General features: G+C 53.7%; 15 protein-coding genes and 1 pseudogene. 8 read left to right on the forward strand and 8 right to left on the reverse strand.

Annotated features, from left to right (window positions below):
* Positions 1–211 precede the first annotated feature (211 nt).
* Genes Q0K10_RS03790 through Q0K10_RS03810 form a run of 5 tightly spaced genes read right to left on the reverse strand, consistent with a single transcriptional unit; the run spans position 212 to position 4,896 of the window.
* Entirely contained in the window at positions 212–1,726 is a 1,515-nt protein-coding gene (locus Q0K10_RS03790; RefSeq protein ID WP_294503359.1) for a sodium/solute symporter, read from the reverse strand.
* Between the two features lie 22 nt (positions 1,727–1,748).
* Complete coding sequence (locus Q0K10_RS03795) at positions 1,749–2,144, reverse strand: hypothetical protein (RefSeq protein WP_294503362.1); 396 nt, start codon at positions 2,142–2,144, stop codon at positions 1,749–1,751.
* Positions 2,077–3,156 carry a hypothetical protein gene (locus tag Q0K10_RS03800; protein ID WP_294503365.1) on the reverse strand — a complete coding sequence of 360 codons (1,080 nt, stop codon included), beginning with the start codon at positions 3,154–3,156 and terminating at the stop codon, positions 2,077–2,079. The genes Q0K10_RS03795 and Q0K10_RS03800 overlap by 68 nt, the downstream gene beginning before the upstream one ends.
* A 21-nt stretch (positions 3,157–3,177) precedes the next feature.
* On the reverse strand, positions 3,178–3,939 hold the full coding sequence (locus Q0K10_RS03805; protein ID WP_294503368.1) for a prepilin-type N-terminal cleavage/methylation domain-containing protein: 762 nt from the start codon (positions 3,937–3,939) through the stop codon (positions 3,178–3,180).
* 12 nt (positions 3,940–3,951) lie between these two features.
* Complete coding sequence (locus Q0K10_RS03810) at positions 3,952–4,896, reverse strand: dihydrodipicolinate synthase family protein (protein WP_294503371.1); 945 nt, start codon at positions 4,894–4,896, stop codon at positions 3,952–3,954.
* A 213-nt stretch (positions 4,897–5,109) separates the two neighbouring features.
* On the opposite strand from Q0K10_RS03810, the gene Q0K10_RS03815 reads away from it, so the two are divergent.
* Both Q0K10_RS03815 and Q0K10_RS03820 read left to right on the forward strand, forming a co-directional pair.
* Positions 5,110–6,018, forward strand: a complete 909-nt coding sequence (locus Q0K10_RS03815) for a helix-turn-helix transcriptional regulator (protein ID WP_294503374.1) — start codon at positions 5,110–5,112, stop codon at positions 6,016–6,018.
* Positions 6,019–6,119: 101 nt separating this feature from the next.
* Complete coding sequence (locus Q0K10_RS03820) at positions 6,120–6,824, forward strand: SGNH/GDSL hydrolase family protein (protein WP_294503377.1); 705 nt, start codon at positions 6,120–6,122, stop codon at positions 6,822–6,824.
* A 58-nt stretch (positions 6,825–6,882) separates the two neighbouring features.
* Here the strand turns inward: Q0K10_RS03820 and Q0K10_RS03825 are convergent, their stop codons facing one another.
* Positions 6,883–7,275, reverse strand: coding sequence for a pyridoxamine 5'-phosphate oxidase family protein (locus Q0K10_RS03825; protein WP_366942954.1), 393 nt, complete (start codon positions 7,273–7,275; stop codon positions 6,883–6,885).
* Between the two features lie 336 nt (positions 7,276–7,611).
* Here Q0K10_RS03825 and Q0K10_RS03830 point away from each other — a divergent pair, with 336 nt between their 5' ends.
* The 6 genes and pseudogenes from Q0K10_RS03830 to Q0K10_RS03855 all read left to right on the forward strand — a co-directional run bounded on the left by Q0K10_RS03830 (position 7,612) and on the right by Q0K10_RS03855 (position 12,805).
* Positions 7,612–8,034, forward strand: a complete 423-nt coding sequence (locus Q0K10_RS03830) for a MarR family transcriptional regulator (RefSeq protein ID WP_294503382.1) — start codon at positions 7,612–7,614, stop codon at positions 8,032–8,034.
* A 5-nt stretch (positions 8,035–8,039) separates the two neighbouring features.
* The gene (locus Q0K10_RS03835) at positions 8,040–8,690 is read left to right on the forward strand and encodes a DUF6198 family protein (protein WP_294503385.1); all 651 of its coding nucleotides are present in this window, start codon (positions 8,040–8,042) and stop codon (positions 8,688–8,690) included.
* Positions 8,691–8,810: 120 nt separating this feature from the next.
* Positions 8,811–9,896: a substrate-binding domain-containing protein gene (locus Q0K10_RS03840; protein WP_294503387.1), complete on the forward strand. Its 1,086-nt coding sequence runs from the start codon at positions 8,811–8,813 to the stop codon at positions 9,894–9,896.
* 138 nt (positions 9,897–10,034) lie between these two features.
* Positions 10,035–10,190 (forward strand): annotated as a pseudogene (locus Q0K10_RS15575) (type II secretion system protein); the annotation flags it as partial.
* A gap of 268 nt (positions 10,191–10,458) precedes the next feature.
* Entirely contained in the window at positions 10,459–10,710 is a 252-nt protein-coding gene (locus Q0K10_RS03850; RefSeq protein WP_294503391.1) for a hypothetical protein, read from the forward strand.
* A gap of 16 nt (positions 10,711–10,726) precedes the next feature.
* The gene (locus Q0K10_RS03855) at positions 10,727–12,805 is read left to right on the forward strand and encodes a hypothetical protein (protein WP_294503394.1); all 2,079 of its coding nucleotides are present in this window, start codon (positions 10,727–10,729) and stop codon (positions 12,803–12,805) included.
* A gap of 217 nt (positions 12,806–13,022) precedes the next feature.
* Here Q0K10_RS03855 and Q0K10_RS03860 read toward each other — a convergent pair whose 3' ends face one another.
* Both Q0K10_RS03860 and Q0K10_RS03865 read right to left on the reverse strand, forming a co-directional pair.
* Positions 13,023–13,229 (reverse strand): hypothetical protein, encoded by a 207-nt coding sequence (locus Q0K10_RS03860; RefSeq protein ID WP_294503397.1) that lies wholly within the window; start codon positions 13,227–13,229, stop codon positions 13,023–13,025.
* Between the two features lie 289 nt (positions 13,230–13,518).
* Positions 13,519–14,175, reverse strand: a 657-nt coding sequence (locus Q0K10_RS03865) for an IS256 family transposase (RefSeq protein ID WP_294503400.1), incomplete at its 5' end; no start/stop codon positions are given.

Below are 14,175 nucleotides of genomic sequence, written 5' to 3' on the forward strand. Positions count from 1 at the left end.
TCCGGGACCGTCTGGCTGTGGGAGATTCGAATCGGCTGTTGGAAGCAATCCGCCCGGTATGAGATCTGCATCGCGGAAAACGATGCGGGCACCGGGAAAAATCGAATACGGTTACATCTGTCCCGTCGGAGATTTTCTGGCGAAGGACGCAATGTTTTTCGAGTGACTCTGTTTGAATCATGCCGGGCGCATTGAGTTTCCGCGATGGGATTCAGGATTCCCGATCCAGCGTCCAGACCGTCAAGCCCCGGAGCCGATCCGTAACCGGTTCCGGCCTGGCCAGAGAGTATCCGACTGCGACGATCAACATCACCAGGTTGCAGACGGGGCCGGCCATGTAGATGTGGATGTCCCATCGCAATTGTGGAGGGAGAACGCCGAAGTAGTTCAGAATGTTGTAGACGCTGAACACCAGTGCGGCCCACATGCCGAACAGAATCGCCCGGTTTCCGACCCGGGTCGTGAAAAATCCCAGAAGGAACGGCGTCAGCCCCGCTGAGCAGAACAACGCACAAAGCACCGTTCCAAGATCATAGACGCTTTCCCGCGGAATCACGGAGATGATCCACGCTCCGCCGATCATGAAGAGTCCCGCGACACCGGAGGCGAGTTTGGCATTCACCAGTTCGAAATGATCCTCGGATTTCCGCCGGATCAGTCGGAGGCAGTCCACGGTCCAGATTGTGGAAACCGCATTGATGGAACTTGAGAGGGAACTCATGGCCGCGGCAAGGCAGGCCGCAATGATGATACCGCCCACCCCCGGCCAGATCTCGGTCAGAATGAAATGCGGCAGAACATCGTCCGGTTTCATCGCATTCACTTCCGGAGAGGGATACACCTTGTAAAACGCAAAAAGACAGCTGCCGATGAAAAAGAAGAAAATCCAGGTCGGTACGCTCATCACGATGCACAGCAGTGTCGCCTTGCGCGCCTCCCGCAGTGACGGCGCCGCGATATAGCGCTGTACGACATTCTGATTGCTGGAAAATTCTGTGATGAATCCGAGAAACCCGATGATGCTCATAACCCAGATTGTCCGTTCACTGAAACTGAAATCCAGCGGGCCGAGGCTGAATTTGTCATACTGCATGCCGATTTCGAACACCTGCGGGATTCCACCCGGCAATTGTACCGCAACTGCAACGATGCAGAGGAGTCCGCCTCCGAGCAGAATGATCGTCTGCACCACATCGGTCCAGACCACCGCTTCGATTCCGCCGAATACCGTATAGAAGCAGGTGATGACTCCGAACAGCAGAATGGCCGATGTTTCACCGATGCCCAGCATCTCCGACAACGGCAGAACCACCAGATATAGAATCAAGGCGAGCCGGATCAATTGCCCGACCATCGAATAAATTGCCGCGTAAAGCCGGATTCCGGTTCCGTAACGGGACTCCAGATATTCATAAGCGGTCGTCTTGCGGCCGCGCCGGAAAAACGGAATGAAAAGCCAGCAGGCGATGAGTGCCGCGACCGGCATGAAAAGATTCGGCGTAAGTTGCCGGTAGTCCAGAATGAAGGCGGCGGCCGGAAGTGCGAGAAACGTGATCGAGCTGATCGAGGTTCCGACCATGGACAGCCCGAGAGCCCAGCCGGGAATCTTGCGCCCTCCCAGAAAATACTCTTCACTGCTGTTGTTGCGTTTCAGAAAGTAAATCCCCATTGCCGCCATCCCCAGCAGAAAAAGGATGACGACTCCGAGATTGATGATATTGGCCATGATGATCCTGTTCCTTCCGCTGTCAGAGCGCGTCCAGCTCGATGGTGGTCAGCCCGATTTCCTGCTTGGAAATGCTGTACACGATCCAGAGTTTTCCTCCGACGATCATCGAGCGGAAATAGTTCGGTCCGGAGGGGCGGTTCAATTTTCCGATGCCCTTTTTCGCTCTGAGCCTCGCTCCCCGGACAAAACGCGCGGTATCGAAACAACGTCCATCTCTGGAAAGCAGGAGATACATATTCCGCCGGTAGTCGTAATTGGCAATGATATACGCCCGGCCGTCCGGCAGATTTCCTGCCGCCGGCATCGCTTCGCCGGGTATGTTGGTCTCTTCGGCGGGCGGGTAATCGTCATCGGCATTCCGTTTTTCGGCGGCATAGTAGAAGCCGCGTTTTTTTAGATTGTCGCGGATCACCACATACGAACCGTCGGGGCGCCGGAATTCGGCGTAGTGGGCGAGTCCGTTGTTGCCGTCCGCGGCAATATGCAGTTTCCCGGGGGGGGCAGCGCGGCGGAGGTGTCTGGGTCACGATTTCAGGACGGGTTTCCGCAAGGGTGTCCAGATCTGCGAGAAACTCTCCGGGCGCCTCTTTCAGAAGCGGCAATTCGTTCCATTGCGGCAGTGGAGCGAGTTTTTTGAAGCGTCCCGGCGTCACCTCCTGCCGGTCCGGCAGACGGCGATCCACATATCCGGGCGAGTCCGGAACCAGACGGTCTCCTTCGATCCTCCAGCGCTGCCGGTAATGCAGAAACGTCCAGACGATCTCATTGGTGAATCCGGTCGTTTCGTCGAATTGATCGCGCCAGTGTTTCTCCGAAACCGAAGGAGGAAGCCCGTGATGACTGTTCAAACTGATACTCAGATCATCCGTTACGCCGTGAATCGCCAGAAGCCTTCCCCGGGTGTAGAGTCGACCGTTGTGCAGTTCCAGTCTGCAGGAGCCGGTGACCAGAATTCGGTTGCCATAAGTGTAGAGTCGACCGTTGTGCAGTTCCAGTCCCCCATGGCTGAAATATTCGTCTATGGTGTCCGGCGCGAAAGTCCAGGAACGGCGGCGCACCGGCAGAGGAGCCGGGGAGAGACTTGTATACTGCAGATGTTCCGTATTCAGCGGAGTTCCGGTTGCCGGATCGAACGCAACCACCGTCCCGACAATGGTCTGCCCGGGGCCGTTTTCGTCTCCGAGATGGCAGGTCCACTCCACCACGACCCGGTCGCCGATCCGGATCATTTTCGGATCATGATTCGCCCAGCCGATGACGGGATCCATCCCGGGGGCGGCGAGTTTGTAGTGAGTTGTCCCCGGTTGTTGCGGCAGGCTGATCCCCGGGGCGGCCGCGTCGATCTTCCAGGGAATTTGCATCTCCACCGGCGCAGCAACTGCGCACAGCACCGGAATCATGCAGAGGGGGAATATGTTCAAGCGCATCGTTTTGAATCCTTTCTCTCCTCACGGAAATTTCGGCGACATGGTCTGAGGCGCACCGTCTGCAGTGATACAGGTTTCAAACCCGTTCGGCATTTCGGCGAGTCCCTCCCGGGTGTAATCCGACACGTGGCCGTCGTAGTGGGCGGCATTCGCTCTTCCGGCATGCCACAGTTTTGCCGCACCGTCCGCTCCCTGAGAACTCGCATGAATGTAGGTCGATCCCAACCGGTCTCCGTTCGAAACGGAAAAATCATACCCGGAATCAATCAGTTCCACCGTTGCACTCGGCCGCCGGAGTTTGTTGAAGATGACATAGGCGTATTTGTTTTTCTTGCCATGAGAACCTCCGGTCATGCCCGGTCCGAGCATATCGATCCGTTTCTGCAGATTTCCGCTTGAATTCAACAGATCCCAATAGACGAAATATCCATACCCGGTAAATCCGGAACCCGTCTGGGTCAGATCGGTTACGGGGCATGCGAGCACCTCCTGACTGAGGTATTGTGTTCCAACGACCTGTCCCTCGTAAAGCCCGCTCAACGAGTGAGCCCAGAGCCGCTTGCCGCTCGCTGTTGCCGCCGCATAATAGATGGCCGGAAAAATATCTTTGTTATCATTCCGATACAGCGAAGCGCCCATTCCACATTGCTTGAGATTATTTTTGCAGACCGCGGCCCTGGAACGCTCCCGGGCCTGATTCAGCGCGGGCAACAGCATCGCCGCCAGAATCGCAATGATCGCAATCACAACCAGGAGCTCGATTAATGTGAATCTCTGCCTCATCTTCTTCTCCTATCATTTTGATGACGATTGATGCGGGAATCGATAATCGGCCTGTTTCCACAGAGCGATGAAACGGCTGAAGTCGCGGATCTGCTCGAGCTCTTCGGCATTGAATTTCTCTGCCGGAGTGCGGCAGACGTCGGTGATCGGCAACCCGAGGCAGCGCAGAAATGTCTTTGCTCCACGTGGATAATGGAATTCCACATTGCGTTCCAGCGTGTTGAATATGAGCTGCATTTCATCGGCCCTGGCCGGTTCCGCGAAGACGGCGCGTGCGTGCTCCACGAGTGCATCCGGGAAAAAATTGGCGGCAATGCCGCAGAAGCCGGCACAGCCACTGCGCAGGGAGTCCGTGAGCGTCGTCAAATTTGCATTGAAAATTTTCAGGTCGTGCCCGGCCACTGCGGCGCTTCTGGCCCGGAGCAGGCGCCGGTCGCAGCAGGTGTCCTTCATAAAACGATATCGGGTGGAGTTTTCCGCTATGCGGCCGAGAAGTTCCGTTGAAATCAGTCGCTTGTACGGTACAGGGCACTCGTACAGGCCGAATTGAATTCCCGGCAGCCGGTCGGGAAGCGAGAGCAGCTTTTCTTCGACCCGGGATTCCGGAAGCGCTTCCGGAAAGATCACGCCAAGCGGCAGAATCACCACATCGACGCCGGTGTCGGCCATTCTGCGGATCGAATCGATCTGCTCGGTTTCATTTTTGCCGAATCCGCCGCAGGAAGCCACCGGCACCCGCCCTTTTGTCCGTTTCACTGTCCAGTCTGCAAGTTCGATCCGTTCCGATTCGGAGAGATGAAACATTTCGCTGCTGAGGCAGGCCGTGAAAATTCCTGTGACTCCGTTCTCCAGATACCAGTCAACCAATGCCTCGCAGCCGGTCCGGTCCATCGTGCCGTTCTCCGTGAACGGCGTGAGCATGACCGGCCAGACTCCGGACTTTATTTCCGTATGCATTCTGAAATTCCTCTTTTTGATTTCCGTTTATATTATGAACCGGATTCAAAAGAAAAACAAGAGTTGTAATTAGACAAAAAAACGTTCTGATTTTGCAATTCGTATTCAAGAATGGTGATATTCCGCGAAATATCTTTTTTTTTGAAATTATTTTGTATAATAGGTTGCATTTTTTTCAAATCTGCATTCCCTTAAGAAAGCGGAGGGCTGCGGATGGAACATTCATGGAAAAGACGACTCAGAGAACTGGCGGAGAAGCTCCCCCCCTGTCCGGCGGAACAGTTCCCGGTCCCCGATGGGATGCCCGGAGAACCGGGGGGCATTCTGATTCAACGTCGTTGTGACGAGGTGAAGATCAATCCCGGACGCGAACGGTTGAAGCTCTATCATAAACGCTTTGTGCTGACCGTTGTTCTGGAACAGGAGGGGTTGATCTGCATCAACGATCTGAGCTGTCCGATCGCACCGGGTTACGCTTCGCTGGTCTATCCCTATCAGTATCATCATTACATTCTGGATCAGAATGCTTTTTTCTGGCTGGTCGTGACGTTTGAACTTGATCGGATGTTTTATCCGGAAACTCTCTATCATTGCAGTGTACTGATGACGGAATTCACCGGGATGCTGCTGGTCCGGATGCTGGAAATCTATCTGGAACACGGTGGAGGCAGTCTGCTTGTGCGCCGCCATTTGAATTCCCTGCTGGCGGAGCTGGATGCGGAACCGCGCCGTATCGCGGCAGGGACGCATCTGCCTGCCACCGACTCCCGGGTCCTGCTTTTTGAGGAGATCAACGGATATATCTGTCTGCATTTGTCGGATCCGGAACTTTCGGTTGAACGAATCGCCCGAAAACACGGCGTTTCAAAGTCCCATCTTTACGGGATTTTTAAAAAAATGCTGGGATGCCAGCCGGCGGAATATATCCGGCAATTGCGGTTGAGAGAAGCGTGTCGTCTGCTGAAGTCGGGACGCTGGATGCTCTCCGAAGTTGCGGATCAGACTGGTTTTTCCTCATTGTCGGTTTTCAGCCGCAGTTTCCGGCAGATGACGGGACGCTCTCCGAGCGAATATCTGCGCGAGGCAATCGCTGCGCCGGAAGAGGAGGAGATGCGGCTCTGATTCTTCGCACCGCTTTTTTGTGATTCTCCATTGACATGGATGGAAAGTTGCGGTATACTGTCGATTGAGGCGAAATCGAAAATATTCATCAAGGTTTTATCATGAACATCAATTCCTGTGATCCGCTTTATCGTCGCTATCAGCCGGAACGGACCTCCCGGGTTCGGGAGGAGATCGAGTGGTCGATCACTTACACTTACAACGCTCTCGACGCAGACGCGCCCCGGCTGCTCCTCATCGGCGACTCCATCTGCAACGGGTATCAGAATGCCGTTCGTGAAAAGCTCCGGCATATCATGAACACCTCATTCTGGGCTTCCTCGAAGTGCGTGACCGACAGGGATTATTTTCGTGAACTCGACCTGATCTTATCGGGATACCGCTATGACGTGATCTCCTTCAACAACGGGTTGCACAGCCTCGTAACCGACATTGCGGAGTGGACGAACGCCTATCGTTCCGCAGTCGCTTTCATTCGGGAGAAGTGTCCGCACTCCCGGTTGTTTCTGACCAACAGCACGCCGTTGAAGGATCCTGAGAAGACCGCCCGGGCCGTGGAGTTGAACCGGATCGTCGACGAGACTGCGAAAATGGAACAGCTCCCCGTGATCGATCTCTTTTCGCTGATGAATCCTCTTGACCGCGATAAATTCTGGTGTGATGTTTACCACTTCCGTCCCGAGGCGATCGAACTGCAGGCCGAACTCATCGCCGGAACCGTCGGCATTCTGCCGGAGGTCGCGGCCTCCCGGAGAGAGGTCGTTCAGCACGGGACTGCAACCGGGCCGTCCGGTGCTCTGAAGTGATTCCGGATTCCCCGCCGGAGGATCAGCGGGGATGGAACCCGGGAAATAGCCCTGAGCGTCAGAATTTGATCACGACCGGATCGTGCGAGAAGGAGTAGATCGTGGCGGTCGCGTCCTTGAAGTAAAGCACCTGCGTGTTGTCGTCGTCGGGGCTGTACATCTTCTTCAGCGACGGATAGGCGTCGAGCATGGAGGCTTTCGCTTCACGGCGGTTGTCGTCGACGAGCGTGCCGGAGAGACGGATCCACTCATCGCCCTTCATCGCGCAGAGTTCGGTTTTCCCGTTGACGCCGAGCTGGCGCGAGACGTTTTTCTTCCGGCCGGTCTGGATGTAGAGTTTGCCTTCGAAGATATGGATGGTGCCGAACGGGCGCACGCGCGGCTGATCGCCGTCGACCGTGGCGATGTAGTAGACCCCGGCATCCTTCAGAAACTGGTAAACATCCTGCATTGTCATCGTATTTTCCTCCTTGTTTTCCGTCATCTCGTCAACCGACCGGCATCCGCAGAATACAAGAACCGCGGCGCAGAGGAGCACCATGACCGACAAAATTTCTCTTTTCTTCATTCATCCTCCTTTTCGGTTAGAGTCTGTTGTTTTCCCTGCCGGGCATTTCGGTAGAAAAGCATACACCCGGAATCTTCTCCCGTCAAACGAAAAAGATGGCTTATCCGGAAAAATCGGGAAAAACCGACCGCTTTGCAGAAATCATGCCGGATATTCTGCTTGAAAAGAGTTTCCCTTTATGCTATATTATTAGGATACTAATGATTTTTAAGAGATAAAATGGAACACTCGCTGCACTACATTCTTCTGGCGGCCCACACGCTGTTTCAGAAACGGTTTCTCGCCCGGCTGCTGGGGGAGTATCCGGAGCTGCTGCCCGGTCAGCCGAAGGTGATCGACTTTCTGATGAGCCATCCGGCCTCCTTTCAGCGGGAGATTGCCGACGGTTGTCTGATCGATCCGGCGACGCTCTCTCCGATTCTCGGGAAGATGGAGAAATCAGGATTGATCCGGCGCGACAAGAGCGATGAGAATCGGAAAAATTCGATCGTCTCGCTCACGGCCCGGGCCGAGGAGATCGGACGCCGGATGAGGGAACTTTTCCGCGAGACGGAAGAAACTGCGTGCACGGGGATTCCGGAACAGGAACGGGATTGTCTGCTGAGCTCTCTGCAAACAATTCTGAAAAATTGTCGGGGTTGAATCACATGAAATATCGTTACAGCAAAAGGAAACGTTTTATTCTGTTCATCATCGGGCTTGTGCTCGCCGGACTCGGGGTCGCTCTCAGTACACGGCCGGGGCTTGGGACGTCTCCCATCACGAGTCTGCCCTACGTCATGACCTTCATCATTCCGTGGACGCTCGGGATGACGACGGTCGGAATCAATTTGCTCTTCATCTTCATGCAGGCGATGATTCTGAAGCGTCGGTTCGGCTGGGCGCAGCTGGCGCAGCTTCCGACGCTTTTCGCATTCGGATTTTTCATCGATCTTGGAATGTGGGTCTCTTCCTTTTACATTCCGGAGGCGTATCCGCTGCGATTGGTCGAGGAGCTGCTCGGGTGTGTGGTTCTGGCGACCGGCATTGCGTTTCAGTTGCTTGCGAATGTCTCCTACATGCCGGGCGACGGTTTCATTCGGACGGTTTCGGAAGAGTACAAGATTCCATTTGGAACGGTGAAAGTCTGTTTCAACGTCTCCATTGTGGTGCTTGCGGTTCTCGTTTCGCTCTGTTATTTTCAGAAAGTCAGCGGAATCCGGGAGGGGACGGTGCTTGCGGCGGTTCTGGTCGGCCTCACGATTCGAATGCTTCAGCAGCCGCTGCGTTTCGTGAAGAAACAGCTGGTCAAGGCGTAAGCCGCCGCCCGATTGGCTTCCCCCGGCGCGTTTTTTTCGGAAGAAAAATGTTCGTTTGATTGACAACCCGACTTTTTATGGTATGTTATTGAAACCAAAGAGAGCGTGGGAGAGCATGACATGAAAAAGATTTCCGGGAAAAACGACGTGTGCCGGGAACACCTTCTTTCGGAAATCACGAGCGGGATATTCCGTCCCGGAGAGCGGCTGCCGGCGGAGCGCGAGTTGAGTGAAACATATCAGGTGAGCCGCAGCACCGTGCGGAATGCGTTGAGTGAACTCGAAGAACAGGGAATCGTCGAGCGCCGTCCGCCGGTGGGGACTTTTGTTTCCAGTGAGGCGATGAAGCGGATCGAACAACTTTCTGTCCGTTTCTCGCGGCTTCGCGCGTTTTTCGTCATGACGACCGGGCAGATCGACAACCCGTTTCTGCAGAAGCTCTTTCTCGCTCTGAAAAGCCGGATGCCGGATGAGGTGGAGCTTGCGGTCCGGTTGAGCGACAGCTGTCGTGGCGTGTTCGAAGGGGAGAAGCCGGACATCGTCTTTCTCTTCGGAAACTATCCGGAGGAGGAGCTGGTTATGCTCTCGAGGCAGATTCCGCACCTGGTCATCTGGGGAAGGATTCATGAGACGTTGAACTTCGTGACCACGGACGACTATGCGGGCGGGCGGCTGATGGCGGAAGCTGCGTGGCGTGCGGGGCATCGTCATCTGGCGATTCTCGGCCCTCTCGGGACCGATCCGCAGTGCGAATTCGCGTTGCGTGCCAAGGGGGCTGCTGCGTTCTGCCGGGAGCATAATATGCAGTTTCAGCTCCACCGCATGACGCTGGAGGAGTCGCTGAATTTGACGGCTGCCACGTTTTTTGCGCTTGACCATTTTCTGCGGGAGGATCCGGCGCTTTCCATGGTGTTGGCGCTGTGTGACCGGGAGGCGATTGCGATGATCGACTGCTGCCGCCGCCGGGGATTGAAAGTTCCTGGTGATATCAGTATTATCGGATATGATGATCAATGTTTTGTCGGTTCGATTGATCCGCCGCTGACCACGATCCGCAGCGCCGCCGTGGAAATCGGTGAGCGGCTGGCCGGATTTTCGCAGGCGGTTCTGGAACATTCATCCGGCGAACCCGTGACGATCCGTGAAGCGATCACGCCGTTTCTGGTCGAGCGCAAAAGCGTCCGGATCCTTCCCGTTGTCGAATAAACAGGCCAGAGGCGCACTATTTTTTCACTTTTTCATGGCGGGGTCTTGACATTTTGCAATGATTGTGGTATAATTTAAATACCATGATATATGGATTTACTCCTCATGAGAAAAAGAATTCATAGCAGGAAAGGGACGATGGTGAATACCGTGAAGAGAAAAGATTTTACCTTGATCGAGCTCCTGGTTGTGATTGCGATCATTGCGATTCTTGCCTCAATGCTGCTGCCTGCATTGAATCAGGCGCGTGATCGTGCCCATGAGACCGGTTGCCTTTCCAACTTGAAGCAACTGATGCAGTATGAGCTCATGTATGCCGATGACAACGGTGGGCGTGTGCAGACTTTTGTCTGGTACCAGCAGCCGGGTTTTTTTGAATTACTTTGGAATTACGGATCCCTCCAAGATTCCTTCGGGAATATTCTGTCCGAAATCGGAAGCCCGGCTGGCTTCGTTTCCGGACATGAGGAGGAGTTACGGGATCAACGCCGACGGATTCCGCAGCAATGCCGCCTATGGATTTGACGGAACCCGTACGGCTGATCCGGCTGATAACTATTACATGATTCAGCGGGTGCAATCTCCGTCGCGCCGTTTTCTGCTGGCGGACGGAGACGACCTCTGGTTCGCCTTCAATCGAACGCTGGACACGTGGCTGCTGGATCCGGAAGATATGAATCCCGCATACCGGCATGGGAACAACTCCCTTAATACGGCATTCTGGGATGGTCATGCAGAACGACGCAATTATAAGAATTTCCAATACGATCTTTCGCTTGAGAATCAGATTCTGTGGGCAACTTACAGCAGGTGAATGAGGGGGGGCTGTCATGCGTCTGGGATTTTCTCTGATGTTGTTTCTGTGGACCATGTTCCCGACATTTGCAGGAGATGTGGTCATCACAGTTGATTCCGGTGATGAAAAAGGTCCGGTCAACGAGCTCGTTTTCGGCCACAATCTGGAGGCCGGAGACAGTCGTGGACTGTTCAGCCTGCCCGCCGATGCGCCGGAGCCTCGCACGTTTGAAGTCGGATACGCTCAGGGTTACTGGGATCCGGTTAATCAGCGACCTGCGCCCGGGGTAGTGCAACTCATGAAGCAATTTCGATTTGGCGCCTTGCGTTATCCCGGAGGATGCCTTGCACACAATTTTCGCTGGAAAGAGACAATCGGGCCGATGGCCGAACGGGGGAGTGAAAACTGGTATTTCGGTTTGGACGAGTTTCTGCAACTTTGTTCCGCTTTGAAATGCGAACCGCAGATTATTGTCACAGATTACGGGCTTGATTCCAGCTTGATTCCGCAGGATGCCGCGGATCTGGTGGAGTATTTGAACATGCCGGCCGATCCGGCCTATCCCTGGGCGATGAAACGGGCCGCAAACGGACACCCCGCTCCTTATGGAGTGAAGTATTTTGAAATCGGCAATGAGAGCAGCCACGGCAACCATGGAAACAAACCTTTCCGTCGTTATTCCGAAGTGGAGTATGCCGACTATTTCAATTCAACGGTACGGGCGATGAAAGCGGTTGATCCTTCTATCAAGACAGGCTATGTTCTGGATGGCCCTTCGACCGCCTGGGACAAATATATTGTGAAGCATTGCTCTGAGTTGGCGGACTTTGCTATCGTGCACAGTTATTATCCACGGACCGATTCTCTTGACCCGAAAAATGCCTTTCTCGCGGTGATGGCGGGGGGACCCCAGTTCGATCAATTGCTGGAGGAGTTTCGTCAGAGAATACGGGAAGGGGGACGCGAACTGCCGATTGCGTTGACTGAATTCAATATGAGTTCCATCTCCGGAAGGCCTGATGCCATGCGCTTCAGTTTTCTGGCCGGGATGCAGAATGCGGAGACTTTGTGCAAGCTGATTGATCCGGAAGAAAACATTCTTCTTGCCAATTACTGGTTTATTCTCAATGCGATGTATGGTATTGTCACCACCATTCCGGACAGCACTGCAATTGCGCCGGATTATGATGGGACGCTGGTTTCCCGCAAAGCGGCTTCGCGTTTTTTCATGGCGCTGAAAAAATTCACGGGAAGTGAGGTGATCGGATGCCAGGTGATTGGCTCCCCGAGTTTTGAAGCTCCGTCCTTTGCCGGAATTCTCGCTTCGCGCGGGGAGAAATCGGAGCCGGAAGGGGAACCTGTGCCGGTTGCGTTGGAGAAATATGATTTTTCCAGTTTCAGCAGGTATGGGAATCGGCTGCAGATTGCGGGCAGTGTGGTCGGGCGTGATCTGACGGCGACGCTCTGCGATTTTGACCGGGAGGCTTATCCGGCATTTGCCGTTGTGCCCAGACCAAAAGAGATTCCGCGCGGTCGGGCCTGGGTGGCTGTAGTTGATTTTGAAGCGAGATTCCTTCCAGACGGGGAGAGTACGGGAACCGCATCGGTTGGATTCGGTCTGATGGATTCCCGTGGCTGGGAGGCCACGCGTTGTGCTTCAGCCGTATACGGGCTCAACAAATTCAGGGAGTGGACGAAATTTTCACTTCCGCTGCAACTTCTGGACGATTCGGAACGGGTGAATCTCCTGTTGCGGTTTGAGCATGTGAATGGCAGGTTGTCCGGAAAACTTGAGTTGCGCAATCTCTCGGTGAAGGTGAAGGCATCCGGTTGTTTTCCCGCTTATCCGGGAGTTACCGCTTATGCGACGAAATCCGCTGACGGGAAGAAGCTTTTCGTAATCGCATTTAATCGCAGTTATGATCAGACCATTCCGGTGGACATCAGGCTGTCCGGATTCAAGGCGTCGGTTGCCGATATTGAAGAGTTGTACCAGGACAATGTTGCGACCGTCAAGGATTTTGCAATTGCGGAAAAGCAGCGGGAAGTCACCGGCGATGCGTTCCGCTATGCGCTTCCCCCGCATTCCATGACGGCTTTTGAATTCCAGTAGGGAAACGGAATTGGCTGCAGTCGGTTCCGGACTTTTCCGGCAGGTCGTTTCTGTAGGTTTCCGTCTTGACTTTTCCGAGAGAAAGCTGTATGGTTGCGGCGAGTCAGTTTCTGTGATAAGATGGGAGGTTCCTTGCAGTGCCGGGACTGAGTCGGCGTCTGAATAGAAGAGTACCGGCTTGATTTTCCGCAGGGGAATGCTATTGTATGGAAGATCATCAGAAAAGAAAGGAGTATATAATGATAGTGTGAGCAGATTTATTTTCTATTTCTAGTCCCGTAAATGGCGGAAGAAGAGGAATACAACCAATCAAAAACAAGATAAAAGATAAGAAAAAAACTGCCGCTCCATAAATTTTAGAAACAGTCATTTTCTTATCTGGGCTGAAGTTGTTGTTTTGATTTTTGAAAACACCTGTTCCCATTTTTCCTCATCTCTCGGACTTTAGTGAGATATTATGCGGTAACATATCATGAAAAAATCATGTTTCTCTATTGATGTTCAAGTTATTAAATGATTTTTCATAATCGACCAAAGGGTGATAAGGCCGCTATTGAAGATGACATCCTGTTTTTGGTAGTGTCCGATATTTTGCGCACATTTGTTTCTGAGTGATTACAGATGACAAACGTGAGTTGGCGCAGCCGAAGCAACCGACCGACCAGAGAGCTCCGGAGGAGCAGGTCGGTTGCGTAGGCGGAGCCTCCCGCCTTTTACCTTATACCACCTTCGTAAAGTTTGCAAATGTTCATGTACTGCCGAGTGCCCCATTTTGTTGTAGAAATATGCCTGAGTCTGGCTCCGACCAGCATCATAGCCGAGTACCCATCCGGAAAGCTGCCGACAACCCGGGTACGGCGACGAATCTCTTTCATGATGCGTTCGAGACCGTTATTTGTCCGCAACCGGCTCCAGTGCTCATACGGGAAGTCCATATAAGACAACGTTTCCTCCACGCTGGTTTCTACAAAACTTGCGATCCGTTCCAGTTTCATGGCTCTTAATTTTTCGGCCACCAGAGCGGCTTTCTGCCGAGCAGCAGCTTTATCTTCTTGAGCATGAATTGCTTTGAACATCGCCACCACCTCGCGAAGATGTTTCCACGGACACATGGTGAAAGCATTTCGATACCAGTGTACAATGCAACGTTGCCATTTTGCCTCGGGGAAGAAATCGCCGATGATCTCATACAATCCCAGACATTTATCCGAAACGATCAGCCTCACTCCTTTGAGTCCACGTTCTTTCAAGTAGCGCAGGAAGCTGCTCCAGGATTCCTTATCTTCACGGCTGCCTTCGGCCACGCCAAGGATTTCACGATACCCCTCGTCGTTCACGCCGACCGCAACCAGAACAGAAACATTCTGAAC

This window comes from uncultured Victivallis sp., from assembly GCF_944391105.1.
Lineage (GTDB): Bacteria > Verrucomicrobiota > Lentisphaeria > Victivallales > Victivallaceae > Victivallis.

What these genes read in the sequence shown, in the direction of transcription:
- Q0K10_RS03800 (WP_294503365.1), bottom strand. Translation starts at nt 3,156, where the DNA reads ATGCGCTTGAACATATTCCCCCTCTGCATGATTCCGGTGCTGTGCGCA.
- Q0K10_RS03850 (WP_294503391.1), top strand. Translation starts at nt 10,459, where the DNA reads ATGATTCAGCGGGTGCAATCTCCGTCGCGCCGTTTTCTGCTGGCGGAC.
- Q0K10_RS03815 (WP_294503374.1), top strand. Translation starts at nt 5,110, where the DNA reads ATGGAACATTCATGGAAAAGACGACTCAGAGAACTGGCGGAGAAGCTC.
- Q0K10_RS03860 (WP_294503397.1), bottom strand. Translation starts at nt 13,229, where the DNA reads ATGGGAACAGGTGTTTTCAAAAATCAAAACAACAACTTCAGCCCAGAT.
- Q0K10_RS03825 (WP_366942954.1), bottom strand. Translation starts at nt 7,275, where the DNA reads ATGCAGGATGTTTACCAGTTTCTGAAGGATGCCGGGGTCTACTACATC.
- Q0K10_RS03790 (WP_294503359.1), bottom strand. Translation starts at nt 1,726, where the DNA reads ATGGCCAATATCATCAATCTCGGAGTCGTCATCCTTTTTCTGCTGGGG.
- Q0K10_RS03810 (WP_294503371.1), bottom strand. Translation starts at nt 4,896, where the DNA reads ATGCATACGGAAATAAAGTCCGGAGTCTGGCCGGTCATGCTCACGCCG.
- Q0K10_RS03805 (WP_294503368.1), bottom strand. Translation starts at nt 3,939, where the DNA reads ATGAGGCAGAGATTCACATTAATCGAGCTCCTGGTTGTGATTGCGATC.
- Q0K10_RS03835 (WP_294503385.1), top strand. Translation starts at nt 8,040, where the DNA reads ATGAAATATCGTTACAGCAAAAGGAAACGTTTTATTCTGTTCATCATC.
- Q0K10_RS03820 (WP_294503377.1), top strand. Translation starts at nt 6,120, where the DNA reads ATGAACATCAATTCCTGTGATCCGCTTTATCGTCGCTATCAGCCGGAA.
- Q0K10_RS03855 (WP_294503394.1), top strand. Translation starts at nt 10,727, where the DNA reads ATGCGTCTGGGATTTTCTCTGATGTTGTTTCTGTGGACCATGTTCCCG.
- Q0K10_RS03840 (WP_294503387.1), top strand. Translation starts at nt 8,811, where the DNA reads ATGAAAAAGATTTCCGGGAAAAACGACGTGTGCCGGGAACACCTTCTT.
- Q0K10_RS03830 (WP_294503382.1), top strand. Translation starts at nt 7,612, where the DNA reads ATGGAACACTCGCTGCACTACATTCTTCTGGCGGCCCACACGCTGTTT.